This is a genomic window from Stenotrophomonas sp. SY1 (genome assembly GCF_021202945.1).
Taxonomy (GTDB): Bacteria; Pseudomonadota; Gammaproteobacteria; order Xanthomonadales; family Xanthomonadaceae; genus Stenotrophomonas.
Genome location: NZ_JAJOYR010000002.1, coordinates 518,605 through 543,786, shown reverse-complemented (window position 1 = coordinate 543,786; position 25,182 = coordinate 518,605). Strand labels below are relative to the sequence as shown.

The 25,182-nt window shown below is 66.3% G+C and carries 18 protein-coding genes; all 18 read left to right on the top strand.

The window, feature by feature from the left end; genetic code table 11:
• Positions 1-2 precede the first annotated feature (2 nt).
• The 18 genes from tssE to LR961_RS13795 all read left to right on the top strand — a co-directional run bounded on the left by tssE (position 3) and on the right by LR961_RS13795 (position 25,179).
• Positions 3-506 carry a type VI secretion system baseplate subunit TssE gene (tssE, locus tag LR961_RS13880; RefSeq protein WP_232150462.1) on the top strand — a complete coding sequence of 168 codons (504 nt, stop codon included), beginning with the start codon at positions 3-5 and terminating at the stop codon, positions 504-506.
• The gene (gene tssF, locus LR961_RS13875) at positions 506-2,377 is read left to right on the top strand and encodes a type VI secretion system baseplate subunit TssF (RefSeq protein ID WP_232150460.1); all 1,872 of its coding nucleotides are present in this window, start codon (positions 506-508) and stop codon (positions 2,375-2,377) included. Before tssE ends, tssF begins: the two co-directional genes overlap by 1 nt.
• A complete protein-coding gene (gene tssG, locus LR961_RS13870) occupies positions 2,341-3,426 on the top strand; it encodes a type VI secretion system baseplate subunit TssG (protein ID WP_232150458.1) in 1,086 nt (361 codons plus the stop codon). Before tssF ends, tssG begins: the two co-directional genes overlap by 37 nt.
• Positions 3,423-6,173 carry a type VI secretion system ATPase TssH gene (tssH, locus tag LR961_RS13865; protein WP_232150456.1) on the top strand — a complete coding sequence of 917 codons (2,751 nt, stop codon included), beginning with the start codon at positions 3,423-3,425 and terminating at the stop codon, positions 6,171-6,173. Before tssG ends, tssH begins: the two co-directional genes overlap by 4 nt.
• Before the next feature lie 47 nt (positions 6,174-6,220).
• The gene (locus LR961_RS13860; protein ID WP_232150454.1) at positions 6,221-6,595 is read left to right on the top strand and encodes a hypothetical protein; all 375 of its coding nucleotides are present in this window, start codon (positions 6,221-6,223) and stop codon (positions 6,593-6,595) included.
• A gap of 241 nt (positions 6,596-6,836) precedes the next feature.
• A complete protein-coding gene (locus LR961_RS13855) occupies positions 6,837-7,337 on the top strand; it encodes a hypothetical protein (RefSeq protein WP_232150452.1) in 501 nt (166 codons plus the stop codon).
• Between the two features lie 217 nt (positions 7,338-7,554).
• Positions 7,555-7,842: a PAAR domain-containing protein gene (locus tag LR961_RS13850; protein ID WP_232150449.1), complete on the top strand. Its 288-nt coding sequence runs from the start codon at positions 7,555-7,557 to the stop codon at positions 7,840-7,842.
• A gap of 184 nt (positions 7,843-8,026) precedes the next feature.
• A complete protein-coding gene (gene tssI / locus LR961_RS13845) occupies positions 8,027-10,048 on the top strand; it encodes a type VI secretion system tip protein TssI/VgrG (protein ID WP_232150447.1) in 2,022 nt (673 codons plus the stop codon).
• 5 nt (positions 10,049-10,053) lie between these two features.
• Positions 10,054-10,596 (top strand): hypothetical protein, encoded by a 543-nt coding sequence (locus LR961_RS13840; RefSeq protein WP_232150445.1) that lies wholly within the window; start codon positions 10,054-10,056, stop codon positions 10,594-10,596.
• Positions 10,597-10,651: 55 nt separating this feature from the next.
• Positions 10,652-11,941 (top strand): type VI secretion system-associated FHA domain protein TagH, encoded by a 1,290-nt coding sequence (tagH, locus tag LR961_RS13835; RefSeq protein ID WP_232150443.1) that lies wholly within the window; start codon positions 10,652-10,654, stop codon positions 11,939-11,941.
• Positions 11,942-12,113: 172 nt separating this feature from the next.
• The gene (tssK, locus tag LR961_RS13830) at positions 12,114-13,451 is read left to right on the top strand and encodes a type VI secretion system baseplate subunit TssK (protein WP_232150438.1); all 1,338 of its coding nucleotides are present in this window, start codon (positions 12,114-12,116) and stop codon (positions 13,449-13,451) included.
• Between the two features lie 4 nt (positions 13,452-13,455).
• Complete coding sequence (icmH, locus tag LR961_RS13825; protein ID WP_232150435.1) at positions 13,456-14,697, top strand: type IVB secretion system protein IcmH/DotU; 1,242 nt, start codon at positions 13,456-13,458, stop codon at positions 14,695-14,697.
• Between the two features lie 3 nt (positions 14,698-14,700).
• On the top strand, positions 14,701-18,219 hold the full coding sequence (tssM, locus tag LR961_RS13820; protein ID WP_232150434.1) for a type VI secretion system membrane subunit TssM: 3,519 nt from the start codon (positions 14,701-14,703) through the stop codon (positions 18,217-18,219).
• A gap of 2 nt (positions 18,220-18,221) precedes the next feature.
• Positions 18,222-18,875, top strand: a complete 654-nt coding sequence (gene tagF, locus LR961_RS13815; RefSeq protein ID WP_232150433.1) for a type VI secretion system-associated protein TagF — start codon at positions 18,222-18,224, stop codon at positions 18,873-18,875.
• A complete protein-coding gene (locus LR961_RS13810) occupies positions 18,872-19,588 on the top strand; it encodes a protein phosphatase 2C domain-containing protein (RefSeq protein WP_232150432.1) in 717 nt (238 codons plus the stop codon). Before tagF ends, LR961_RS13810 begins: the two co-directional genes overlap by 4 nt.
• Positions 19,589-19,593: 5 nt before the next feature.
• On the top strand, positions 19,594-23,121 hold the full coding sequence (locus LR961_RS13805) for a bifunctional serine/threonine-protein kinase/formylglycine-generating enzyme family protein (RefSeq protein WP_232150431.1): 3,528 nt from the start codon (positions 19,594-19,596) through the stop codon (positions 23,119-23,121).
• A complete protein-coding gene (locus LR961_RS13800) occupies positions 23,118-23,402 on the top strand; it encodes a hypothetical protein (protein WP_232150430.1) in 285 nt (94 codons plus the stop codon). Before LR961_RS13805 ends, LR961_RS13800 begins: the two co-directional genes overlap by 4 nt.
• Before the next feature lie 118 nt (positions 23,403-23,520).
• Complete coding sequence (locus LR961_RS13795) at positions 23,521-25,179, top strand: ShlB/FhaC/HecB family hemolysin secretion/activation protein (RefSeq protein ID WP_232150429.1); 1,659 nt, start codon at positions 23,521-23,523, stop codon at positions 25,177-25,179.
• The last annotated feature ends 3 nt before the right edge of the window (positions 25,180-25,182 follow it).

Genomic DNA, 25,182 nt, shown 5'->3' with positions numbered 1-25,182 from the left:
CGATGGCCGAGCTGACCACCACCGAACGCCTGCAACCCTCGTTGCTGGACCGGCTTACCGACGAAGAGCCGCAGCGTGCCGCTGAAGGCCGCGACCAGCGCGTGATCTCGCCCAGCCGCCTGCGTGAGTGCGTCAGCCGCGATCTGTCCTGGCTGCTCAACTGCGTGCAGATGGACAATGAGCAGAAGCTTGCAGCATTCCCGGAAGTGGCCGCGTCGGTGGTCAACTATGGCATTCCCGACCTGACCGGGCTGGAGCTGGCCGGGCTGGACGTGAGCCAGCTGCAACAACGCCTGCGCGCGGCGATCCTGGCCTATGAGCCGCGCCTGATCGCCAGCACCTTGCAGGTGACCGTGCACGCACACGCCGAGCGCATGGACCGCAAGTCATTGGTGTTCGAGATACGTTCGGACATGTGGGCCCAGCCCATTCCGTTGGCGCTCTATCTCAAGACCGAGGTCGATCTGGAAACAGGCAAGCTTGATCTGGTCGAGGGGTATCTGTGATGGACCCGCGGCTGCTGCGTCACTACAACCGCGAGTTGCAACATGTGCGCGAGATGGGCGCCGAGTTCGCGCGTGAGTTCCCCAAGATTGCCGGCCGGCTGGGTATGGACGGCATCGAGTGCGCCGATCCGTATGTCGAACGCCTGTTGGAAGGCTTTGCGTTCCTGACCGCGCGCGTGCAGCTCAAGCTTGAAGCGCAGTACCCGGTGTTCACCCAGCACCTGCTGGAAATGATCTACCCCAATTTCCTGGCTCCGCTGCCATCGATGGCGGTGGTGCAGATGCAGCCGGACCCGAAGGGCGCCAACCTTGCGGCCGGGCATCGCGTGCCCCGGCACAGCGCGCTGCGCGGGCAGATCGGCGCCGAAGAGCGCACCGCCTGCGAGTACCGCACCGCGCATGAGGTCACGCTGTGGCCGCTGTCGCTGGTGGAGGCCAAGTATTTCGAGAGCCCGGCAGCGCTCGCTGCGGCGGACATCGCGCTGCCGGCAGGCGCCACGGTGCGCGCTGGCCTGCGGCTGCGGTTTGAATGCCAGGCCGGCGTGCCAGTGCAGGATCTGACGTTGGACACGCTGCCGCTGTTTCTTGCCGGTGGCGAGGCGGCCAATCGTCTGTACGAACAACTGCTGGGCAACGCGGTGGCCTGGCAGGTGCGTGGCTCCGGCGTGACCTCGCCCTGGCACGGGCCGGACAGCTTGCGCGAATGCGGCTTTGACGATGCACAGGCGATGCTGCCCTACGACGGCCGCTCGTTCGGTGGCTATCGTTTGTTGCAGGAATACTTCGCCTGCCCGGAGCGGTTCCTGTTCGTGCAGTTCAATGGCCTGCGTCGCAGCTTGCAGCGTGTGTCCGGGCAGGTGTTCGAGATCGTGGTGCTGCTGGACCGCAGCGTGGCGAGTTTGCAGAGCGCGGTATCGGCGGAGAACTTCCGCCTGTTCTGCACGCCTGCGATCAATCTGTTCACCCGCCGTGCCGACCGCATCCACCTTGAGCCGGGGCGGCATGAGTACCACGTGCTGGCCGACCGCACGCGTCCGGTGGATTTCGAGATACACAGCGTCAGCCGGGTGGAAGGCTTTGGTGACAGCCAGGAGCCGGAGCAGCGCTTTGAACCGTTCTATGGCGGCAATGCGCGCACCTGGCACGACAGTCATGCGGCGTACTACACGTTGCGCCGGGAGCCACGACAACTGTCGGCGCGGCAGCGCCGCCAGGGCGCGCGTTCAAGTTATGTCGGCAGCGAGCTGTTCGTCAGCCTGGTGGATGCGCACGACAGCATCTATCCCAGCCGCCTGCGCCAGCTTGGCCTGGAACTGCTGTGCAGCAACCGCGACCTGCCGTTGCAGATGCCGGTGGGCAAGGGCCAGAGCGACTTCCAGATGGACAATGGCGCGCCGGTGGCATCGGTGCGCTGTGTGGCCGGTCCGACGCGACCACGTGCCGCCGGTGATAGCGGGGAGAGCGCGTGGAAGCTGTTGAGCCATCTCCAGCTGAATTACCTGTCGCTGTTCGAGGATGGCGACGAGCGCGGTGCCAACGCGCTGCGCGAAATGCTGTCGCTGTACTGCGACGCGCACGACGCCGGCGCACAGCGGCAACTGGAAGGACTCAAGTCGGTACGCGCGCAGCCGATCGTGCGGCGTATTCCGGTACCTGGCCCGATCACCTTCGGTCGCGGACTTGAGATCACTCTGACGTGCGAGGAGAACGCTTTCGAAGGCAGCGGTGCGTATCTGATGGGCGCGGTACTGCGGCATTTCTTTGCCCGCTACGTGTCGATCAACTCCTTCACCGAGACGGTGCTGCGCACGGTCGAGCGCAATGAGGTGGCGCGATGGACAGCACGTCCTGGCGCTCTGGCAACGCTGTAGCCGCCACGGCCGGCGAGCGCGCGGCGCTGCTGGAGGCGCTGTCCAGCACGCCGGAGCGCTTCCAGCTGCTTGCGGCCCTGCGCCTGCTGGAGCGCGCCTACCCGGAGCAGCCGCGCATCGGTCGTTCGGCGCGGCCGGTTGACGACCCGGTGCGGCTGCGCCACTCGCCCTCCTTGGCTTTCGCTGACCGCGATATCGACCGCTTCGAACCCGTGCGCGGCACGGCGCCGCCGGCATTGCATGGGCTGGTGCTGGGCCTGTTCGGCCCGAACGCACCGCTGCCGCTGCACCTGACCGAATACGCATTGCAGCGCCAGAACAATGCGCGTGACCGCAGCCTGGTGGCCTTTGCGGATATGTTCCATCACCGCCTGCTGGGTTTGTTCTATCGCGCCTGGGCAGATGCCCAGCCAGTGGTTCAGGCCGACCGGCCCGAGGACGATCGCTTCCGCTTCTACCTGGGCGCGTTGATCGGCCTGGCCACACCGGCGTTGCAACAGCGCGACATGCTGCCCGATGACTACAAGCGGCACTTTGCCGGCCGCATGGTGGCGCTGGCGCGTAACCGTGAAGGCCTGCAAGGGCTGTTGCAGCACGCCATGCAGGTGCCGGTGCAGGTGATCGAGTTTGTTGCCGAATGGATGCGCCTGCCCAATGATGCGCGGCTGCGCCTTGGGGGGCGCAACGGTGCCAACCAGTTGGGAAGCAGCGCCGTGCTGGGCGCGCAGGTGCGTGGTTGCCAGCACCGCTTTCGCCTGCGAATCGGCCCGTTGGATGCGCAGGCCTTCCGCCATTGGTTGCCGGGCGGGCGTGCGCTGGCACAACTGACCGCTGCGGTGCGCGGCTACATCGGCGATACGCAGAGCTGGGATGTGCAGCTGATCCTGCGCGCCGACGAAGTACCGCGCATGCGCCTGGGGCGCAGCGGCCGGATCGGCCTGGACAGCTGGATTGGACAACGCACCTGGAGCGTGACCGACGCCGACGAGGTGGTGGTGCGCCCGCGCCTGGGCAGCGCCTTCTTTGATTCGAAAGGACCCCGACAATGACTGAAATCAGCCGCAATGCCCTGTTCGGCAAGCTCAACCCGCTGGCCTACCGCGCCGTTGAAAGCGCCACGGTGTTCTGCAAGCTGCGTGGCAATCCGTATGTCGAACTGGTGCACTGGATCCACCAGATCCTGCAGCTCCCCGACTCGGACCTGCATCGCATCCTCAAGCAGTTCCAGGTCGAGCCTTCGCATCTGGCGCGTGACGTGACCGCCGCGCTGGACAAACTGCCGCGCGGCGCCGGCACGCTGACCGACCTGTCGTCCAACGTCGAGGAAGCGGTCGAGCGTGGCTGGGTGTACGCGTCGCTGAGCTTTGGTGAAGCGCAGGTGCGCACCGGCTATCTGCTGGTTGGCATCCTCAGCGTGCGTACCTTGCGCAGCGTGCTGACCGGCATCTCGCGCGAGTTCGAGAAGCTCAAGCCCGAAGCCCTGGGTGACCGCTTTGCCGAGATCGTAGCCGGTTCACCGGAGGACGGGCAGCGGCCCAGCGATGGCTTCCAGCTCGGCAACGCCGGTGCGCCGGGTGAAGCCAGTGGCGCGATCGCCCCGGCCGCGATGGGCAAGCAGGAAGCACTCACGCGCTTCACCACCGACCTCACCGCGCAGGCACGTAGCGGCAAGCTGGACCCCATCGTTGGCCGTGACGACGAGATCCGACAGGTGGTGGACATCCTGATGCGCCGCCGCCAGAACAACCCGATCCTGATCGGTGAGGCCGGCGTCGGCAAAACCGCCGTGGTGGAAGGCTTCGCGCAACGTATCGTGCGTGGCGATGTGCCGCCGGCTTTGAAGGACGTGGAGCTGCGCGTGCTCGACGTGGGTCTGCTGCAGGCAGGCGCCAGCATGAAGGGCGAGTTCGAGCAGCGCCTGCGTGGGGTGATCGAAGAAGTGCAGGCCAGCACCCGCCCGATCATCCTGTTCGTCGACGAGACGCATACGCTGGTCGGCGCCGGTGGCGCGGCCGGCACCGGTGATGCGGCCAACCTGCTCAAGCCGGCCCTGGCACGCGGCACATTGCGCACCATCGGCGCGACCACCTTTGCCGAGTACAAGAAACACATCGAGAAAGACCCGGCACTCACCCGGCGCTTTCAGTCGATCCAGGTCGACGAGCCGGACGAGGCCAAGGGCGTACTGATGATGCGCGGCGTGGCCAGCACGATGGAGAAGCATCACAAGGTACAGATCCTCGACGAAGCGCTGGAGGCATCGGTCAAGCTCAGCCATCGTTACATTCCCGCGCGTCAGCTGCCGGACAAGTCGGTGAGCCTGCTCGACACGGCCTGCGCCCGCGTGGCGGTGAGCCTGCACGCGGTGCCGGCGGAAGTGGACGACAGCCGCCGCCGCATCGAGTCGCTGGAGACCGAGCAGGGCATCATCGGCCGCGAGAGCGCCGTGGGTGTTGAAACCGCCGAGCGCGCAGCCACGGTCGAATCGGCCCTGGCAATTGAGCGCGAACGCCTGTCCGGGCTTGAAGCGCGTTGGCAGGCCGAGAAGTCACTGGTGGACGAACTGCTGGCTCTGCGCGCCCAGCTGCGTGGCGGCACCGCCCCGGTCGAAGGCACCGGCAGCGCACTGGAAGCTCAGGCCAGCACCGAGGCAGCGCAGCAGGAGGTAGCGGTCGAGGCAGTCTCCGAAACGCTCGTGGATCGCCAGGCATTGCTGGAACGCCTGCGCCAGGTGCAGGCGGCGCTGGCGCAGTTGCAGGGCGAGAGCCCGCTGATCCTGCCGACCGTGGACTACCAGGCGGTGGCTGCGGTGGTGGCGGACTGGACCGGTATTCCGGTCGGGCGCATGGCGCGCAACGAGATCGACACGGTGCTGCGTCTGCCCGAGCTGCTTGGCAAGCGCGTGATCGGCCAGGACCACGCGATGGAGATGATCGCCAAACGCATCCAGACCAGTCGCGCAGGTCTGGACAACCCGGACAAGCCGATCGGCGTGTTCATGCTGGCCGGCACCTCGGGTGTGGGCAAGACCGAAACGGCGCTGGCCTTGGCCGAGGCGCTGTACGGCGGCGAACAGAACCTGATCACCATCAACATGAGCGAGTACCAGGAAGCGCACACCGTCTCATCGCTCAAGGGGGCGCCGCCGGGTTACGTGGGCTACGGCGAGGGCGGTGTACTGACCGAAGCCGTGCGCCGCCGCCCGTACTCGGTGGTGCTGCTGGACGAAGTGGAGAAGGCGCATTCGGACGTGCACGAACTGTTCTTCCAGGTCTTCGACAAGGGCTGGATGGAAGACGGTGAAGGCCGCCGCATCGATTTCCGCAACACGCTGATCCTGTTGACCAGCAACGCCGGCACCGACCTGATTGCCAGCCTGTGCAAGGACCCGGAACTGATGCCTGACCCGGAAGGCATGGCCAAGGCCCTGCGCGAGCCGCTGCTGAAAGTGTTTCCACCCGCGCTGCTCGGCCGCCTGGTGGCCATCCCGTATTACCCGCTGAGCCCGGACATGCTCGGCCAGATCGTGCGCCTGCAGTTGAACCGCATCAAGAAGCGCGTCGAGCAGCGTTACCGCATTCCATTCGAGTACGACGACGGTGTTGTCGAACTGGTGGTCAGCCGCTGCAACGAAAGCGAATCGGGTGGACGCATGATCGATGCGATTCTGACCAATACGATGCTGCCGGAGATTTCGCGTGAGCTTCTGGGCCGAATGATCGACGGCGCTCCCGTGACAGGAGCAAGTGTCGGAGTTGATGCCGCACGTTTCACATACGCGTTCGATCAGTCTTGACGGACTGGGCCGATCCTACTGCCAACGAATGAGCAAGGAGAATGGGCATGCCGAATACGAAGCTGGCTGTTTATGAGTACGGTGCAATCACCCGAAGCTACGTCGTTCCCAATGGAGTCGTGCGTACCGATTGTGTCTGGAACGACTGCATCGATGCCCTCAATGCTCTGGGAGTGGATTTTCGTCCTGTTCAGTGGCCGAATGCGGCAGTTCGTCGGCCCAATGCGTGGTCGAACCCAGGGAACAACATCGGCGCCAACGCAGCGAGTACGGCCTACGGTCCAGCGGTTCTGGGAAGCCCGCACGTTCATGGCGGTATTGGCCCGCAGCATCGGGCGGCTATTGGATGCACGACGAACAATCAGCCTCCCCTCGGGAACATCTATCCATTCATGAAGATTTACATCGGGCAGTTCAGTTGAGTCCGCTTTCGCTCTGGATGCGGGAGCGAGAGAAGGAAGGCTGGCCCTGGATCTTCGCTCAGTACGGGCTTCGAAGAAATTGAAGGTTGGGCTTTGATGAAAGCTCGCCTTCCATTTGCTGATTGAGTGGCACGATCCGAGGGTGCGGAGCCCCTGCCACTTAGCCGCTCCATGTGCTTTTGACGTCGATATCGCAACGTTCTAGTTGAACTTTCAAGATGAAAGATAGGAGAAGTGTCAGATGTTTTTTTTTGGTTCCAGGAGCGCACAGACGTCCAATGAGTCAGCTCAGAATTCAGATGCCGGTGGGGGCGGTGCTGTTGAAAATGCGGTGAAGGGCTACATAACCGCGGCCATGAATTCCGGAAATCCTGTCCAGGTTCACCATATGTGGCGAAAGCTCAGTCGTGACGGCGGGTTCCTGACGCCTCATCACAGTCAGCTGTTTGTTACCAATCTCAACGGCGTCATTCTGTTCAACTTCGGCTTGTGGAGTGACGAGGATGGCAAGGTTGTATTTGCGGAAGAGCAGGAAAAGAACATCAGGCACTACACGTTAAGTGATACCTACAGCCCCAATCCGGTGCGGGTGACGCCTGGGCAGTTGATGCTGGCATTCCTTGCTACAAAGGTGAAATGTGGGCCTGACTACAAGCAGCTTCATAACAATTGTCAGAAGTTTGGTCGGTTGTTCATGACTGAACTCGGTGCCAAACACAGCCGCAGCCTCTTCCATCTTTGATTCTTGCTCGGCCGCTGGGAACTCCAGATGTGCTGTGCGTTGGGCCAGGTGACGACAGGTTTCGGTCTGCCGGCGTGCCGCCGAAGAGTCGACCTTTGGATCTTCCGCAGGATGTAAGTGAGCGGCGAGGTTCGTTGGCGATGCCGCGTGGAGACAAATGGTCGGGTTGCAGGAGGTGGAGCTGCTAGCGTGTGCATATCTCAGCGCATGCAAGCCAATGCAACCCGCAGCCCGCCTGACTGATCTCCACACCTGCCCGATGGTCACCGGCATCGTTCCGCATGTCGGTGGCCCGATTCTTGCGCCCGGTGCGCCCACGGTGTTGATCGGAAAACTGCCGGCGGCGCGGGTGACGGACATGTGTACCTGCGTCGGTCCGCCGGACACCATCGTCAAAGGTTCGACCAAGGTGTTCATCAAGGGCTTGCCGGCCGCGCGGATGGGCGATACCACCGCGCATGGCGGTGTGATCGTGCTGGGCTGCTTCACCGTGCTGGTGGGCTGACAGCAGCACGCTCGTGCCGTGATCGCGGTGCTTCGATCCGGGTACGTGTGCGTGCTCCGTGGTACGACTGAGACAAATTGTCGGCTCAAGTCGCAGCGCTCATGTGAGCATCGCCTGGCAGGCCGGTGCCAGCGCGATGGCGCTGCGTGGCTGATGACAAACTTCCTGAGTTCCGGACCTGGTGATGGCGCGCACTATTTCTCTGCAATCCGACCTCGGCGCGCAGCTGCGGTTCGTGCGGTTGCAGGCAACCGAGGCGTTGGGCCAGCCGTTCCGCTATGAGGTGGAGGCGCTGTGCGCCACGCTCGCACCGGACCTGCCGGCGCTGCTGGGCACACCGCTGACGGTATCGGTTGCCTATGACGGCGGCGAACGGCACTTTCACGGCATCGTCGCGGCGGTGGAGCAGGGCAGCGGCGGGTTGATCGACAACCTGGTGCAGGTACCGTTGCTGTTCACGCTGGTACCCAAGCTGTGGCTGCTGGGCCAACGCGTGGATTGCCGCATCCACATGGACGTGAGCGTGCCGGACCTGGCGCGTCAGCTGCTGAGCGAAATCGGCTACAGCGATGTGCGGTTGAACCTGTCGGCGCGCTATCCCAAGCGCGAGTACTGCGTGCAGTACAACGAGAGCGGCCTGGACTTCCTGGCGCGTCTGTTCGAGCAGGAAGGCATCTATTACTACTTCGAACATGGCCCGGGCAAGCACACGCTGGTACTGGCCGATGGCCTGGGCGCGCATGCTCGCCACGCGCCCTATGAGAGTCTGCCGTGGCGCGGTGAAGGTGCGGCACAGGGCGAGCACATCGCATCGATGACGCAGTGGCGGCAGCGCCGCGCCGTGCATCCCACGCGCTACCAGTTGGATGAGTACGATCCGCTGAAACCGCGCGCCAGCCTGATGGGCGAGGACGCCTTGAAGGGTGACGGTTTGCATGCGGTTGCCGGGCTGGAAAGTTACCACTGGCATGGCGCACATCCGGTACAGGCCGATGGCCAGCGCTACGCTCAGGTACGTGCCGAAGCACACAATGCCGAACGTGCCTGCTTCCAGGGCCAGACCAATGCGCTCGGCCTGGCGGTGGGGCATCTGTTCAAGCTCAGCGGATGCCCGCAGACCGGCTGGGACCAGGAGTATCTGGTGACCACCGCTCGGACCGAACTGAGCCAGGCCGACGCCAATGCCGGCGCTGGGCCGGTGCTGTCGAGCAGCGTGGAAGTGCTGGAAAGCCGGTTGCCGTACCGCTGCGTTGCACGTACCTCGCGCCCGCGCATTGCCGGGCTGCAAAGCGCGGTGGTGGCCGGTGACCGCGATGAAGACATCGCCGTGGATCAGCATGGCCGGGTCAAGGTCAACTTTCACTGGGCCAAGCCGGCGCGCAAGAACGGCAAGGTGTCCTGCCCGGTGCGGGTGGCCTCGGCCTGGGCTGGCAAGGGTTGGGGTTTGCAGGCCATTCCACGCGTGGGCCAGGAGGTGCTGGTCGCGTTCCTGGACGGCGACCCGGACCGGCCGTTGATCGTCGGCAGCGTCTACAACGCCGATCACGTGCCGCCGTATGCCTTGCCGGACCAGCGTACCCGCAGCGGCATCCGCAGCCGCAGCCATCCCGATGGCGGTGCGGAAGACTTCAACGAGATCTGTTTCGAAGACCGCAAGGGCAGCGAGGATTTCCTGCTGCACGCGCAGAAAGACATGCACGTGGAGGTCGAGAATGACCAGATGGTGCTGGTCGAGCATGACCAGCAGATCGACGTGCGCCACGACCAGCGCTACACCATCGACAACGACCAGACTGGCAAGGTCAAGCATGACCGCCGCGTCGAAGTGGACAACGAAGACGTGCTCAAGGTGGGCGCCAACGCCACCACCACCGTGCAGAACAAGTTCAAGCTCGATGCCGGCTCGGAGATCGAGCTGGTGACCGGCGCATCGAGCATCGTAATGAAGAGTTCCGGGGAGATCACCATCAAGGGAGTGAAGATCATCATCGAGGGTTCGCAGTCGGTCAGCGCCGAAGGCAAGGTGCAGGTCAACGTCAAGGCCGGCGCGACGATGGATATCGGTGCCGGCGCAAGCTTGAAGATGCACTCCGATGCGATGTTGCAGGTGCAGGCCGGCGCACAGGGCGAGGTGAAGGCGCCGATGCTCAGCCTGTCTGCCGATGCCTTGGCCAAGGTGGCCGGGCCGCTGATTCTGATCGGGTGATGCACGTGGAAGACGACCGTCAGCCCTTTGCCGAGGCCTGTGAGCAGATGCAGATCGCCGAAGCGGCGTGCGCGCTGCTGCGTCCGGGCATGCGCCCGGCGCAGGCGGTGCTTGCGCTGCTGGAGGGCAGCCAGCCACAGGCGGCGTTGCAGCTGGCCGCGCGGTTGCTGCCCAAGCGGTACGTGGTGGCCTGGTTGTGCCAGTGTGCGCGTGGCCAGGCGCTGGCGCCGGAAGCGCGCGCCGGTGTGGCGTTGGCCGAGCGCTGGCTGCGCGACCCGGTGGAGAGCAACCGTCGTGCGGCTTACGAATACGCCAACGCTGGTGGCTACGCGTCGCTGGGCACCTGGTTTGCCGCTGCGGTCGGCTGGGCCGATGGCAGCCTGGCACCGGCCGGGCAGGCCGCCGTATCACCACCGGAACACCTGACCGCCCGCGCCACCGTGGCGGCATTGAACCTGCTGGCCGCCGCACAGCCGCAGGATTTCGCCGAGCGCCGCGAAGCCTATGTGCGCCAGGCGCTGGCCCTGCTCGATGGAGCAGCGCAATGAACATGCGTCGCGCCGCCGGCCATTGCTCGCCTTACTTTTCTGGAGTGCTGCCAACGTGTCCCTCTTGCAGAATCTGATCCTGACCGTCAGCGGGCGCCAGGCCAGCCAGTTCGGCAACGCCGCGCAGAAGACCTTTGTCCAGCACGGCGGCAGCATCGGCCGCGCCGATGAGTGCGACTGGGTATTGCCAGCGTCCGGCGTGTCGCGCACGCACGCGATGGTCCGCTATCTCAATGGCATGTACTTCGTCGAGGATTGCAGCACCAACGGCATGCTGCTCAATGGCTCCGGGCTGGCGCGTGGCGAACCGGCGATGCTCGGCGACGGTGACCGCCTGCAGGTGGACAGTTTCGAGATCGAAGTGCGGTTGCAGACCATCGGTGCGCCACCGGCATCCTTGCCGAGCGCCGACATGGCCAACCCCGACCTCACCCAGGTGGCCATCACGCCACCGCAGCGCAGCGCTGCCGATCAAGCGTTGCCCATGGACGATCCGTTCGACCAGTTGTGGGGCGGCGCGCCCTTCGCCACGCCCGTGGCCGCCGCGCCGGCTCCGGGCTTTGTCGAGCCAATGCCGGCGCAGGCGCCTGCGGAGCTGGACCCGATGCGACTGCTGCAACCTGCGCAGCCGGCACCGGTCGCGCCGCTGCGTGGCGAGGCCGGTGGCTGGAATCACAGCCACGCAACCCAGGATCATTTCCGCCCGCCGCAGGTGAGCGGGGGCGGAAATCATCTGCCCGAGGATTGGGACCTGACCTCAGGCGATTTCGCGCCGCCGCCAGCGACGGCCATGCCTCCCATGCCGACGCCGCACGTTACGGCTGCGCCGACGGCGCTGGCCGAAGCCGAGCGTGAGCGCATCCTGCATGTGGTCACCGAAGGTGTGATGGAAGTGCTGCGCGCACGTTCGGAGATCAAGAACACCTTCCGCCTGCCGGTCACCGTGATCCAGCGTTCGGAGAACAATCCGCTCAAGTTCGCCGCAACCACGGAAGACGCATTGCATCGCATTGGTGCAGCGCCCGGTGGTGCGTTCCTGACCGGTGCGGCGGCGTTTGACGATGCGTTCGACGATATCCGCGGTCACCAGATGGCGATGTTGGCCGGCATGCGTGCCGGTTATGAGGCGGTGCTGCGTCATTTCGACCCTGATCGGCTGGAGCAGGACGTGGACCGCAGTGGTCGGCGCCTGGGCTTCAGTGGCCGTGGCCGTTACTGGGAACGCTACCGCGAACAGTTCGAGGCCTCGGCGCGTGATCCGGACGATTGCTTCCGCCGCCTGTTCGGCGAGGAGTTCGCGCGTGCCTACGAGAGCCAGCTCGCACGCTGCAAACGCGTGCGTTGAGCTGAGACGAAATGACGGGCCGTGATGGCCCGCCGCTGGCCAGAATCAACCGCATCGGTCACCGACATCGCGGGGCGTGCGTTCGGCCAGCCGTGGCCAACGGGGACGACCGGATCTTGATTCCTGATTGGTGTCGCAACGGCGTGCGCACCGCAAACTGCGAGCTGCGCCGATGACCCTGAACAACAAAGTCGTATGGAGTGAAGGGCTGTTCCTGCGGCCGCAGCACCTGCAACAGCAGGATCGCTACTTCGAACGGCACGTGGATCTACGCGTGGCACCGTTGCAGGCCCAGGGTTGGGGCTTCAGCGAACTGGAACTGGAAACCGACCTGCTGGCGGTGGGCAAGCTGGGCCTGCGCCGTGCACGCGGGGTGTTCCCGGATGGCACGCCGTTCTCGATGCCCGGTGACGATCCGTTGCCGCCGCCGCTGGAGCTGGACTCCAACGCACGCGACAAGACCATCTACCTGACCCTGCCGATGCGACAGCCGGCGCAGCCGGACACCGCGCGCGCGGAGTCGCCGCAGGACCAGCTGTTCCGCTACCGGGTGCGTGAGTCCGAAGTGCTGGACAGTTCCGGCAGTGTGGATGAGTACGTGTTGATGGAAGTCGGCGGGCTCAATACGCGGCTGGTGCTGGAAACGCAGCCGCTGGAAGGTCTGTCGCGCATTGCCCTGGCACAGCTGGTGGAAGTGCGGGCTGACCGTCGCGCGCAGATCGATGAAGGCTTCATTCCCAGCGTGACCGCCTGCGAGGCGGCGCAACGCCTGGCCACGTTCCTGGTCGAGTTGCTGGGCCTGCTGCATCAGCGCGGTGAAGCACTGGCTGGGCGGGTTGCGGTGTCCGACCGCGGCGGCGCAGCGGAAATCGCCGACTTCCTGATGTTGCAGTTGATCAACCGCTGGCAGCCGCTGCTGGCCCATTGGACCGCCACGCCCAGGCTGCATCCGGAAACGCTGTACAGCGGCTTGCTGGCGCTGGCCGGCGAGTTGGCAACGTTCACCGCACCGGGCAAGCGCCCGCCGCAGTTCGCGCCGTATCAGCATGATGCGCTGCGTGAGAGTTTCGAGCCGCTGATCAATGCGCTGCGCGGCAGCCTCAGCGCGGTATTGGAACAGACCGCATTGGCTATTCCGGTGCAGGCACGCAAGTTCGGCGTGTGGGTGGCGGTGATTCCCGATCCCGGCCTGCTGGACAGCGCCCAGTTCGTACTGGCGGTCAAGGCCGACCTGCCGGCCGAAGACGTGCGGCGGCGGCTGCCGGCCCTGGCCAAGATCGGCCCGGTGGAGCAGATCCGCGACCTGGTCAACCTGCAGTTGCCCGGCATCACGCTGGCGCCGCTGGCGGTGGCGCCGCGACAGATTCCGTATCACGCCGGCCATGTGTACTTCGAATTCGACAAGCAGTCGCCCATGTGGCGTGCGCTGCAGGGCGCCGGTGGGCTGGCGTTCCACCTCGGCAACGAGTTCCCGGGCCTGGCCCTGCAACTGTGGGCGATAAGGGGGTAGGGCGATGAGCGTGCGAGGCTTGGAAGGTGCGGTCCTGCAACGGCCCGCGACCGCGTCGGAGACGACACAGACCGGCATCAACGAACTGCTGGGCGACAGCCTCAATCCGCTCGTGCAGGCTGCCACGCCGTTGCTGCTGCTGGCCGTGCAGCTGCGCCACAGCGCCTACGCGCCGGACCTGGTGCGCCTGCGCGAACAGGCCGAAGCGCAGGTGCGCAAGTTCGAAGCGCGGGTGCGCGAAGCCCGTTGCAGTCCCGAGTCGGTGATGACTGCCCGCTATGTGCTGTGCGCGGCGCTGGACGAGGCGGTGCTCAACGCGCCGTGGGGCGAGCGCAGTGGCTGGGCGCAGCGCACGTTGCTGGTCACCTTCCATGGTGAGGCATATGGCGGTGCCAAGTTCTTCGCCATCCTCGAACGCCTGTGCGAGGACGTGCCGCGTCATATCGACCTGCTGGAACTGTTGTACCTGTGCCTGGCGATGGGCTTTGTCGGGCGTTACCAGATCGAGGCCGATGGCGCGGCGCGCATCTCCGCGATCCAGGACGACCTGCACCGGCGCATCCGCAGCCAGCGTGGCATTGCGCCGCAGGTGCTGTCACCGCAGTGGCAGGGTGTACAGGACCAGCGTCATCGGCTGCTGCGCTGGCTCCCGTTGTGGGTGGTGGCCAGTGCCGCAGCGTGCGTGGTGCTGGCAGTGTTCGTGCTGCTGCATGCACGGCTCAACGCAATGTCCGCGCCGATCAGCAGCGAGCTGGCGCAGATCGGGCTGGAAGCGGCGCAGGTGCCTGACAGCAAGCGTGCGCCACCGACGCTGCGCTTGAGCCAGCTGCTGGCGCCGGAGCAGCGCGCCGGCCTGCTGACGGTGGACGACCAGGCCGACGGCAACGCCCGCGTGCGGCTCAATGCCGCGGCCATGTTCGCCTCCGGCGGCGTGGACGTGGACCCGTCACAACAGCCGTTGCTGGCCAAGATTGCCGCAGCGCTGGACCAGTTGCCGGGCCGGGTGATCGTGGTCGGGCATACCGACGACCAGGCCGTGCGCTCGCTGACCTACAAGGACAACTTCGCCTTGTCCTCGGCGCGCGCGCAGGCGGTGGCGCAGGTATTGGGCAACGGCCTGCGCGATCACGCGCGGGTGGAATCCTCCGGCGCCGGTGATTCGCAGCCATTGGCGCGGCCCACCGGGCTGGCCGCCAATCGCGCGCGCAACCGCCGCGTGGAAATCCTGTACCAACCGGGGGACTGAGTGATGTCTGCATTCATGGAGAAACTCCGTCGCGGTGGTTGGGTGGTGCTGCTCGGCGCGCTGCTGGTGGCCGCCCTGGTCTGGTTTGGCGGCCCGTACCTGGGCATTGCCGGCCGGCAGCCCTGGGCCGGCGTGATGGCGCGCGTGGTGACCGTGCTGGCGCTGGCCTTGCTGGTGGTCGCCGTGTACTTCGCGCGCCGTGCCTTGGCCCAGCGCCGCGCGCGGCGCATGGCCGCCGCGCTGGATGACGATGACCGTGTGCAGCGCGCAGCCGGAGAGCGCAGGCAGCTGGAAAGCCGCTTCCAGGAAGCACTGCAGATGCTGCGCCAGCGTCGTGGCGCAAATCTCTATTCACTGCCTTGGTATGCGGTGATCGGCCCGCCGGGCTCGGGCAAGACCACCTTGTTGCAGCATTCGGGGCTGCATTTCCCGCTGGCCGGCCGCTTCGGCAACGAGTCGGTGCGTGGCGTTGGCGGCACCCGCCAATGTGACTGGTGGTTCACCGATGAAGCGGTGTTCCTGGATACGGCCGGCCGTTACACCACGCAGGATTCGGACCGCATGGTGGATGCCGGCGGCTGGCAGGATTTCCTGCGCCTGCTGCGCAAGCACCGGCCACGGCGTCCGCTCAACGGTGTGGTCGTCACCATGAGCCTGTCGGACCTGCTGACGTTGGACCCGGGTGAGCGGCTGGAGCATGCGCAGGCCATCCGTCGTCGCCTGGATGAGCTGCACAACCAGCTGCACCTGCAGGTTCCGGTGTACCTGGTGCTGACCAAATGCGACCTGCTGGCCGGCTTCAGCGAGTTCTTCGATGACCTTGATGGCGACCAGCGCGCCCAGGTCTGGGGCGTTTCGTTCCCGCTGGAGAAATCACTGGACGGCAGCGCGCCGGCCGCGTTGGCCGGCGAGTTCGCGCGCCTGCTGGACCGGCTCAACGCCCGCGTGCTGCAACGCCTGCACGACGAGCGCGAAGGCAGCCGGCGTGCGGCGGTGCTGGCGTTCCCGCCACAGTTTGCCGCAGCAGCCGAGACCGCGCGGCAGTTCGTCAGCGCGGTGTTCAGTGGCCAGGCCTTGGCGCCGGCACCTTTGCTGCGCGGTGTTTACCTGACTTCCGGTACCCAGGAAGGCACGCCGATCGATCGCATGCTCGGTGCGGTGGCGCGCAGCTTCGGGCTGGATGCACAGCAGACCCCGGCACCCACCGCGCAGCCAAAGACCTATTTCGTGCAGACGCTGTTGCGCTCGGTGGTGTTGAGCGAATCGGGCCTGGCCGGCTTCAACCCGCGCCACCAGCGGCGCCGCACCTTGCTGCATGCCGCCGCCTGCGTGGCGGTGGCGCTGGTTGCGGGCGTGTGGGTGGCGGCCATGTTTGGCAGCTACCACGGCAACGCGGCGTATCTGGCGCAGGTGGAGCAGGCACTGGATGCGCGCCCGCACACGGAAGATCCATCGCAGGGCAACGATCTGCGTGAGTACTACGCGCGCGCCATCCAGCGCTTGCAGGCCACCGAAGCGGTGGCCAAGGTAGCTGCGCCCGCCACGCGGGTGCCGTGGTCGCAACGTTGGGGGCTGTACCAGGGCAATGCCATCGGCGCGGAAATGGAACAGGCCCGCACCCGTGAGCTCAATGCCTTGCTGGTGCCCGGGCTGGCCGCGCAGTTGCGGCGTGGTCTGCAACAGTCGGCGACCGAACCGCAGGCGCTGTACTACTACCTCAAAGGCTATCTGATGCTGGGCGAAACCCAGCACCTGCAGGCCGACGATCTGCGTGCACTGGTGGAGCTGGACGCGCAGCGCCTGTTCGACGGCGATCCGGTGCTGGTCAAGGCACTGGACGCGCAACTGGCCAGGCTGGTGGATCGCCCCGGCCAGCTGCGTGCGATCAGCCCGGAACCGCTGCTGGTGGAACAGGCGCGCAACACGCTGCGCTCGGCCAATCTGGCCACGCTGGTGTACAGCAACCTCAAACTCGGCGCGCGTGCGATGCCGGGCGCGCCGCTGCGGCTGGACCGCGCGCTTGGCCTGCTTGCCGACGTGTTCCAGCGGCGCAGCGGTACCGCGCTTTCAACGCCGTGGCCAGCGCTGTACACGCAGCCGGTGTTCGCCGAGCTGGCTGCCAGCGGCATCGACGAAGCGGTCGAGCGGTTTGTCTCCGACGATTGGGTGCTGGGCCGTCAGCGCATGGATGCGATGACGCGTGCGCGCCTGTCCAACGAGGTGCTGCGGCTTTACGAACAGGACTACATCCGCGCCTGGGATGGGCTGCTGACCGATCTGCAACTGGCGCCGGATGCGGACCCGGACGGTGCCTCGTCCACGCTCGCCAAGATTTCCGGGCCCAGCTCGCCGTTGCGGCTGCTGCTGGGCCTGGTACGCGAGCAGACCCAGGACCTGACCCGTGCTCCGCCTGCCAGCGCTGCGGACAAGGCAGCAGGCGTGGCCGCCGACAAGGGCGAAGCGGCGGCCGGCAAGCTGGCGGCACAGGCGGCGGGGCGTGTTCCCGGTGGCAATGCGGCACTGAAAGCGGCCCTGGCACCGGCCGCAGACCAGCTGCCAGCGGTCGAACCCGGCGCGGCGATCAGCGAACACTTTGCCGCGCTCAACCAACTGTGCGCAGGCGCACCGGGCAGCACGCCGCTGGATGCGGTGCTGGCCACGTTCGAGCAGTTGGGCCGGCAGTTGCTGGCGCCTGTGCCGGGCACGACGGCAGCAGCGTCCAACGAGGCGTTGCTGTTGGCCAGGCAACAGGCGGCGCAGTTGCCGCCACCGGTCTCGGGCTGGTTGCTGGCCTTGAGCGGGCAGGGCTCGGCGCAGCTCAACCGGCAGAGCCAGGCCGCGCTGGACGACAAGGTGGCGCGTTCGATCAGCCAGGTCTGCGCCGAGTTCGTGCGTGGCCGCTATCCGTTCGACCCGGCCGCGACCGCCGAGATACCGGTACAGAATTTCGCCGAGCTGTTCGGCTATGGCGGACGCTTCGATGCGCTGTACCAGCAGGCACTGGAACCGCTGCTGGACACCGCCGGCCAGCGTTGGCAATGGAAAGACCCGACCACCGTCGCCGCAGCCGATCCGGCATTACCGGCGCGCATGCAGTTGGCCGATGCGATCAAGCACAAGTACTTCCGCAACGGTGCGTTGCCGGAAGTGGGCTTCACCGTGTTCGCGCCGGTACTGGCCGAGGGCGTGGCGCGGCTGGCCATCGATATCGACGGCCAGCACTACGACTACCAGGAAGGTGCGCCACCGAACATGCCGATGAAATGGCCCGGCCCAACACCGGGCCGGGTCACCATCGCCGCCTTCGACGCCGCCGGCAAACGCTTGGGCGGCGTTGCCTATCTGGGCGACTGGGCGCTGTTCCGTGCCTTGCAGGCGGGCAAGCTCGAGTTGCAGTCGGACCTGCGCTATGTCGCCACGTTCGACCTGGAAGGTATCCCGGCCCAGTTGCCGTTGCAGGCCAGCAACCTGCGCCATCCGTTCGGTGATGCCGACGTGGCGCGTTTCCGGTGCGGGAGCTGAGCATGCACAAGGCTGTTGCAGCGTCTGCCAGCGGGTACTACGGCAAGGTGCCGTGGGCGGGTGATTTCGTGCAGCGACGTCTGCCGCAGGATCTGGTGCAGGCATGGGACATCTACCTGAGCAACCTGTTGCCGACGCTGCCGTCCGGCAACGGCGTGGCCGGCGCGGCGCAGCCGTGGATGTTCCTGTGCGCACCGGGTGTATGCGGTGAAACGGCATTCGCCGGCGTGGTTGCAGCGAGTGTGGATCGTGTTGGCCGGCGCTTTCCGTTGTTGCTGGCACGCACGGTGCGCAGCGACGGCAATGCTGGTGGTGTGCTGCGTGGTGGACTGCCGTGGTTCAACGCTGCCTGCCAATTGCACACGGACGTAGTCAGCGGCGTGGTGGTCGGCATGGATGCGTTCGATGCGCGCGTGGCAGCGCTGGATGCTGACCCCGATGAAGGCATTGCCGATCCGGCCATCACCGTGCCGGGCGCGGTTTCCGATCGCGCATTGCGCAGCCGCCTGGATGCCTGGGCGTGTTGCGTGGCCGAAGGTGGCAGCGTGTGGTGGCGCGGCGTCAGCGGCGCGCCATGCCTGTTGCCGGGATTGCCGGACAGCGTGCACTGCCAGCGTGCAGGGCAGGCGATTTGTACTGGGGAGGTGGATGCATGAACGCAGTGGCGCAACCCTATATCTCGGCCGGGCACACCGACGTTGGCAAGGTGCGGCGGCTGAACGAGGACGCCATTCTGGTGCGTGACGACCTGGGCCTGTGGGTGGTGGCCGATGGCCTGGGCGGGCATGCGGCCGGTGATTACGCCAGCGCCTTGATCGTCGAGCGTCTGGGCGCACTGCAACGCAGTGGCGATGTGGTGGATTTCATCGAGGCCATCGAAGACGCGCTGGAGCAGGTCAACCGCGAGTTGCTGCAGCGGGCGCGCAGCCAGCAGGTCGATGTGATCGGCTCCACCGTGGTGGTGCTGGTCTATGACCGCGATTTCATGTTGTGCGGCTGGGTGGGTGACAGCCGCGCCTACGGCGTCAGCGACGGCAGGTTGCGCCAGCTTACCCGTGACCACGTCCATGGCATGAAGGATGACGCCACCCAGTTCTCCGGCAGCGGTGCCAGCCCTGGCGCGTTGACCCGCGCGATCGGTGCGCAGGAGCCATTGCTGGTGGATTGGGTGGTGGCCAGCCACGCCGCCGGCGGCCCGTTCCTGCTGTGCAGCGACGGCATCAACAAGGAAATACCCGATGCCGAACTGGATCTGGAATGCCGCCGCGTGCGTGAGCCCGGTGCATTGCTGGCGCGGCTGTTTGAACTGGCGCTGGGGCGTGCGGCGCGTGACAACGTGTCTGCCGTTGCCGTGCGCCTTCAGGAGTAACAAACGTGCAAGAGGACACCGTCTCCGTGGTTGAACTGGTAACTGCTTTCCGCATCGGCAAGCTGGATCTGCATGCGCTGCTCGAGGCCCTGGCCCAGCGCCAGTCGCTGGCCGAGGACGACTACCGCACCGGCGTGGATACGCTGTGGAAGATGCGCGAGGAAGGCGCCATCGACGAGATCACGGTCAGCACGCTGCTGGAGCGGTTGCAGGGGCTGCGGGCCAAAGCGCCGTCGGTTGCGGCCGACGATGTCACCGTGGTCAAGCCGACGCGCAACCCTTTGCCGGACGAAGACATCACGCGGGTGCTGCCTTCCAGCGATGCGCCGGTCAGCGATGGCGAAGGCCGCACCGGCAGCAGCCATTCGCACGCATCCAGCCTTGGCAGCTGGGCGCAGGTGGCGGCCGCCAGTGGCCAGCACGTCACCGTGGGCAGCACGCTCAAGGGCCGCTTCCTGCTGGAGCGTGAACTGGGCCGTGGCGGCATGGGTGTGGTCTATCTGGCCCAGGACGCGCGCAAGGTGGAAGCACGCGACCGCGACCCGTGGCTGGCGGTGAAGGTGCTCAGTGACGAGTTCCGGCGTCATCCCGATTCGCTGATCGCGTTGCAACGCGAGGCGCGCCGCTCACAACAGCTCGCGCACGACAACATCGTGCGCGTGTACGACTTCGACAAGGACGAAGGCATCGTCTTCATGACGATGGAGTACGTCGAAGGCAACGACCTGCGCACGCTGATCCGCGAGCAGGCAGCCAGCGGCATGCCGTTGGCACGCGCACGCCCGCTGATCGAGGGCATGGCGCGGGCATTGGCACGGGCCCATGCGGCCGGCATCGTACATTCGGATTTCAAGCCCGGCAACGTGATGGTCACCACCGACGGGGTGGCCAAGGTGTTCGACTTCGGCATCGCCCGCGCCGGCCAGCACAAGGCCGATGTATCCGGTGAGCAGACCGTGTTCGACGCCGCCACGCTGGGCGCGTTGACGCCGGCCTATGCCAGCCTGGAAATGCTGCGCGGGCAGGCGCCGACGCCGGCCGATGACATCTACGCGCTGGGCTGCGTGTGCTTCGAGCTGTTGGGCGGACGCCATCCCTTCGACAAACTCAGTGCGGAAGTCGCGCTGAAGGAAGGGCGCAAACCACCGCCGCTGCCGGGCCTGAGCAAGCGCCAGTACCGCACCTTGTGTGCGGCGGTGGCGTTCGATGCCAAGCAGCGCCTGCCGGACGTGCAGGCCCTGCTCGATGGGCTGCGCGACGTAAGCTGGCGCGAGCGCGCCCTGCCGGTGGTGGGCTATGGAACGGCGGCAGCACTGGTGCTTGGCGTGGCCGGCACCCTGGTCTGGCGGCAGGCCCAATCCAGCCATCTGGCCGAGGTGATCGGCCGCTTCAACCTGGACGCCGCCGATCGCTATCGCGATGAGACGCAGGCCTGGGAAGGGCTGGGTTCGCTGGGCGATGACCAGCGTGCACGTGTGGTGGTGGAGCGTAGCGACACCATCGAGAAGTTCCTGCAGGCGCGTCTGGACGAGCTGTGGAAGCCATCGGCAGGACGCTTCAACTACCCCGGCACGGCAGCGGTGTTCGCATTGCGCGACCGCCTGCGCCTGTACGCGCCAGCACTGGACAAGCGCCACGACCAACTGGAAGACGAGCGCGATGTGCAGCTCAACACATTGGACACCCGCCTGGCCGACGGCTTGGCGCAGGCCGATCTGTTCGGTGCAGGTGCCGACAGCATGCAGGAGACATTGGCGCGCATACGCGCCATCGATCCCGGCAGCCCGCTGTTGCGCAACACGGACCTGGAAGTGGGGTACGCCGATGCCATCGCCACCGCCCTGCAGGCGGGCGATCTGTCCGTGGCCAAGCAGCGCCTGGCGCTGGCCCAGCAGCAGTTCCCGGATTCACTGCGCTTGCAGATGCTGGCCGCGCAGTCGCGCGTGCAGGCACGTCCGGCGATGGCTGTTGCAGCGGCGGGTGATGCCGCGCAGTCACGCGCGCGGGTCGAGGCGCTGTTGCGTGAAGCGCCAACCAGCGCCGGTTGGCAGGAGCAGATGCATGCAGCACTGGCGTCGTTGCGGTCGACGCCCGATTTCGCACAGTTGCAGGAGCGTGTGGGCCAGAGCATCGCCACCGCGCTGGCCGGCCACGACCAGGCCGCGCAGTTGCCAGACGATCTGGTGCTGCTCAGCTTCGGTCTGGAACAGGCGCCGCAGTCGGCCCCGTTGCAGGCCCAGCGCGACCGTTTGCAGCAGCGTCAGCAGGCATTGATGGCCAGCCTGGAAAGCGAGCGTGCGCAGGCCGGTCTGGTCGCACGCAGCGAGTCGCTGCGCCGGGCCGTGGCCGCGGGCGATCTGGACAAGGCCGAGCGCCTGCTGCTCAACCTGCGCAAGGATCAGCCGGAAGCCGCGTTTGTGCGCGAGCAGGCACCGGCATTGTTGGAGCAGGCCTACCAGGGCAATGCCACCACCCAGTTCGCCAAGGGCAATTTCAGCGCCGCAGCAAGCGGATTGGAGCGCGCTACCCGCGTCCTCGGCGACCGTCCGTCGTTGCGGCAGGCGCTGGACCGCTATCAGTTGATCGCGGCAGTGATGGTCGTTACCGACAGCACGCCTGCGGCCGAGCGCGAGCGGTTGCGCCAGCGTCTGGAAACGGGCTATCGCAATGACGCCACCGCATTGACCCGGTTGGAGCGCGAGATGCAGGTACGTGGGCAACTTCCGCAGGGTTCGCTGCGCGCCCGTCTGCAACGCGACGTGCGCGAAGCGGCGCCGGCCACGGTGGCCGCCAGTGCCGCTCCGGCCGCTGCAACAGCGGCGGCCAAGCCTGCCGCGCGGCCGGTTGCGCCGGCAGTGCTGCCCGGTGCCAGCGCCGAGGAAGAACCGTTGCCACCGGTACCCGATGGCCCGGACCCGTGCGAAGGGCTGGCCGGTCGCGCGCGTGGTTGTTTCGATCCGGTGGCCGGCGGTCGCGGCCCGATGATGATGGTGATTCCGGCAATGTCCGGTGGCAAAGCCTATGCGCTGTCGCGTGGCGAGATCGCCGTGGATGACTTCAACGCGTACTGCCGTGCCACCGGCCGCTGCTCCGTGCAGAACGTCAGCGGCGCCGAACAGGGCCGGTTGCCTGCGCAGAACATCACCCTGGCACAGGCGCGTGGCTACGCACGCTGGTTGACCCGCGCCAGCGGCGGCTGGCGCTACCGCCTGCCCACCGACGCCGAATGGCTGCACGCCGCACAGGCTGACCGGCAGTGGCGACAGGCACCGGATTCGAACTGCATTCCGCCTACCGCCACCGGCGAGCATGTTGGTGCGCCGGCCGGTGTGCGCGGTCGTGAAGCCAATCCGTGGGGCCTGGTGAATCTGTCGGGCAATGTCTGGGAGTGGGTGAGCAACGGCGAAGCCGGCGCGCTGCGTGGTGGCAGCTACACCAGCTTCTGGTCCGACTGCAGTGTGCAGGCGCGTCGCAACGCATCTGGTGCCGCGCAGGCTGACGTAGGCCTGCGGATTCTGAGGGAGCTCAAATGAGCGAGTGGGAACGCCACGCAAATCACAGCCTGCGCAGCCTTGGCGATGCGCTGCAGCGCGGGCAGCTGGACCGTGCCGAGTATCGCGCGCGTCGCCGCCGCATCCTGCATGCCGGTTCGGTGCACAACGCACAGACCCAACCTAATGCAATGCAGCCGTCGGCAAGCGTCGGTACCACGCCGGCCGCGTCGGCGTCGCCCTCATGGGGCCGGTGGCTGGCCGTGGGGCTGGCGGTGGGTCTGTGTCTTGGGCTACTGGCGTGGTGGGGGGTAATCAGATGATGATGCGCGACGTGCGGCCAAGGGGTGTTGTGCGATGTGGGTCGATCGGCCAGCCATGTCGGCGGGCATCGACTACAGGGAAATCGCAGGCTGCCGTTTCCGAGGGGGACATATGTTGTTGATCAGGAACACAGCGCTCGCGCTGGTGGCAGCGCTTGCTGCGCCCGCCGCATTGGCGCAGGACAGCGCGGGTGTGACCGCTACCGCCGTGCCGAGCATGAGCGAGCGTGATGCAAACGTAAGAGTGGAAGTGCGCGGACTGCGGGTGACCGAAGTCGGTGCGCATGCCGAGCAGGGCATCACCCCGCAGACGGTGCAGGCCGTGGCCGATGCGCAGTTCGCCAAACTGGCCGCAGGCGCGTCCTCGGCGTGGCTGGATTTCGCGCAGTTGCAGGCGGTAGCCGATGCCATCACCGAGGAGTATCGCCGCGCCGGCTTCCTGGTCAGCGTGGCGTACCTGCCACCGCAGAACCTGGGTGCGGACAAGATCGTCGAAATCCGCGTCATGGAAGGCCGCATCGGCAAAGTGATCGTGCAGGGCAACCAGCGTTACGACAGCCGCACCGTCGGCGATGCTGCACAGCGCCTGCAGGGGCGTCCGTTGCGCAAGGCCGATATCGACAGCGCATTGCTGTACGCGCGTGATCTGCCAGGCGTGTCGGTGTCCTCGGTGTTGCAGCCGGGCGAGAACGAAGGCGAAACCGATCTGGTGCTGGTGGCCAGCGAGAGCGGGCGTCCGTGGGCGGTCAATCTCAGTGTGGACAGTTACGGCACCGAGACCAGTGGCCGTGGCCGCGCCCAGGCCGGCTTGACCTGGGGCAATCCGCTGGGCCGTGGCGACATGTTCGCCATCAGCGGCATCTGGCAGTTCGATCCCTCCGCCAGCCGCAATGGCGCGGTGTCCTACAGCCTACCCATTCGCGGCGTTACCGGTCTGTCGGTGCTGGCCGGTGCCAACCAGAGCGAACTGGAAATCAACAGTGGCCCGCTGGCGTTGCTGGATCTGCGTGGCCCGGCCGCGCAGCGCTATGCCGGTGCGGACTGGAAGTTCGTCAACACGCAGATGCTGCAGCTGACCAGTTCGCTGCGCTACATCCACGAAACCTCGCGCTTCGAAGCAATGGGCATGAAGCTGTCCGACCACCGTTACGACGTGGCCGAGCTGGGCCTGGGCATGCGCCACAACGACGCCGGCTGGCGCGGGGTCAATCTGGCCCAGCTCAGCGTGCGTCGCTCGTTGCATGACGGCTCGGCGCCGCTGGATGTGGTCAACCCCAATCGCGACAGCCAGTTCACCCTGGCGCGCCTGGGGCTGATGCGCATGCAGTACCTCACCCGCACTCAACGCCTGCTGTTCAAGTTCAACGGCCAGTGGACCAACAACGCATTGCCGGCGATGGAGCAGTTCCAGCTCGGTGGCCATGACAGCGTGCGCGGTTACGGGCAGGGCGAGAGCCTGGGCGACCGTGGCTACTTCGTGGGCCTGGAGTACCAGGTTGATGCGCCGGGCTTTGCCGACAAGGCATCGCCGTTCCAAGGCCTGGCCTGGCGTGAAGTGCTGACCCTGGATGTGTTCGCCGACCACGGCAAGGTGTCCAACATCTATGGCCCGGCGGGTCCGTGGGAGCTGGCCAGTGCCGGTGCCGGCATGACTTTCCGGCTGCCGCGTTTCTACAACCTGGAACTGCGCCTGGCAGGCGCGGTGCCAACCAGTTCCGCCGAGCCGTCCGATGGCCGCAACGCTCGCCTTTACGCACGCTTGGGCATGACCTTCTGAGGA